The organism is Vibrio sp. 10N.261.52.A1 (assembly GCF_002876325.1).
Lineage (GTDB): Bacteria > Pseudomonadota > Gammaproteobacteria > Enterobacterales > Vibrionaceae > Vibrio > Vibrio chagasii.
Genome location: NZ_MCYD01000796.1, coordinates 1 through 2,039, shown reverse-complemented (window position 1 = coordinate 2,039; position 2,039 = coordinate 1). Strand labels below are relative to the sequence as shown.

Genomic DNA, 2,039 nt, shown 5'->3' with positions numbered 1-2,039 from the left:
TGAATATGCAACTGATATTTTAGGTGAATGCATTGTTTTGAAAATGTTAACCAATTATCGGTTGAATAATATACTCACTTGGTTAGACTTTAACCGTGAAAGCAGAGTTTTAACAAAGACTTGTCTGCTTTTACTACCTCATTTCTTTTTGGATTTTTTAGTTAGCTTGGAGGCGCAAATGAAACATTTCGATTTTATACAGCACATTTGCGCATCGTTTGAACCGTGTACTGACATGGTGACTGTTATGTCACAAATCTCAGCCATGGCCGATCGAAACACCCAAGATAAACCTAACTAATAGATCCGTATCCTTATTTGGCTGCGGAAAAATAGCAGCTAAGTGAGAAGCCCTCATACTATCTAACACGCTATTTTTCCTCAGTTTATTCAACAACTGGAGAGTTATTATGCGTCACTCAGTATATTTAAAATTAGCAACAGTCCTTATCCGTGCCGATCTTCGTCGTGAAGAGCGGGAATGGCAGCGAAAAGTGCGTCGTAGTTCACTAGACCTACCATGGCACAATGCTCATTTGCTAAGAGATATTGGCCTTGAAGCCGACGGTCGTCCAATTGGTTTCTCTGAACCTGAAGTAGTCACCATTGAACGTCGCGTTCGTCACCTTCGTCGTGTCCTTAGCGCGCGAATACCGACGTAATCTGTAGGGGTTGATAGCACCATCAACCCCTTAAATAATCGACAGTGATGGTTAGGTGTCAAAGTGGGAACTTTGAACTAGAACTGGCAAAAAGAGAGAAGCACTGGCTTCTCTTTTTTGCTTTTTTAAGCGTGAAAGATCGACCCACCCTAGTAAACAAAAAGAGTTCTACTAAGCTATAGAGAGCAAGGGAGGCCTGTTATGCAAAAGCATCAGTTAGACATGTGGTTACATGGAGATCACAAAGATTCGTACCAGACACCGAAAGTGTACGTTATTGGCTGTTCTGACATCTCAGAATATCTACTAGCCGTGGAGTACAAACACAAGCTAGAGCCAGTAAAACAAGATGGTGAACCGCTTCACTTTGGATCTTTGGATCAAGTGAAAGAGGAGTTACTCCGGCTAGGTTTTGAGAAGGCCTACCTTCGTTTACACAATGCTTACGACGAATTTGGTAATGAGCCAAGTCAAAGTTACTGCGATATTGAATTAGCGTTGAAACCTCATTAGATACAAGCCTTTAGCACCTTACTTTTTAGTCATTGATGCATGATTATCAAGGTACTATGCGTAGTGTGTCGTGAGTATGTTATGAGTAAATTGAGTTCGTAAATAGAATCCACGAGGTTTGGTTTTGATTGGCTTGCCACTCGCACCATAGGCCTCGGTCAAAACGCGGCTGTTTGCGGCCTTTGGACGCAGATGCAGTGCTTCTCCATGCCTTGCAGTGATCTGTTCAACATTCCCTAAAACGATCAACTCCATCAGCTCTTCCCAATCTCTTTTGAGTATTTCGTCTTCAGCCTTGCTTGGCGTCCACAACAGTGGTGATCCAACGTGTCTCTCTGCCAATGGGATTTCTCTTTCGCCTTCTACTGGAATCCACAGCACTTTAGATAGCTTGTTACGAACGTGGCTGGTTTCCCATGTCAGTCCTTGCACACCCATTAATGGTGCAACACAAACAAAGGTGGTTTCGAGTGGCTTACCAGAATAGCCAATAGGAATACTCTTAAGTTCGATGCCTAGTTTCGCGAAATCCTGTTCTGGTTTACTGCCAGCGGGTGCGCCCAAGTGCCACTCTAACAGCTGTCCAACCCATCCTTTATCTCGTTTAAGATCATTAGGCATCTCCATCTCTGCTTCATCGGCGAGCTCTTTGAAGGTCATCCCGGCGATCGCATATGCTCGCTCTAACAGCTCTTGTTGTGTTTGTGGTTCTGGTTTCATAATAAAAGGCATGATCAAAAAAATGATTTTATCAGAAGTTATCACCAAATGACGACTGGTTAAGAAATGATCTCCTAGCCTGAAAAGGGATCAAAGTTAGGGTTATCCACAGGACATAAAGGTAATTAATTGAAATATTAATTT

The 2,039-nt window shown here is 42.6% G+C and carries 4 protein-coding genes; 3 read left to right on the top strand and 1 reads right to left on the bottom strand.

Annotated features, from left to right (window positions below; genetic code table 11):
- The 3 genes from BCT81_RS29610 to BCT81_RS16670 all read left to right on the top strand — a co-directional run.
- Positions 1 to 301 (top strand): hypothetical protein (locus tag BCT81_RS29610; protein WP_102425169.1); only part of this gene is annotated, 301 nt, incomplete at its 5' end.
- 109 nt (positions 302 to 410) lie between these two features.
- Positions 411 to 662, top strand: a complete 252-nt coding sequence (locus BCT81_RS16675; RefSeq protein ID WP_102425168.1) for a DUF1127 domain-containing protein — start codon at positions 411 to 413, stop codon at positions 660 to 662.
- Positions 663 to 863: 201 nt separating this feature from the next.
- A complete protein-coding gene (locus BCT81_RS16670) occupies positions 864 to 1,175 on the top strand; it encodes a DUF6482 family protein (protein ID WP_004739547.1) in 312 nt (103 codons plus the stop codon).
- A gap of 54 nt (positions 1,176 to 1,229) precedes the next feature.
- Here BCT81_RS16670 and mutH read toward each other — a convergent pair whose 3' ends face one another.
- Entirely contained in the window at positions 1,230 to 1,895 is a 666-nt protein-coding gene (gene mutH, locus BCT81_RS16665) for a DNA mismatch repair endonuclease MutH (protein WP_102425170.1), read from the bottom strand.
- Positions 1,896 to 2,039: the final 144 nt, after the last annotated feature.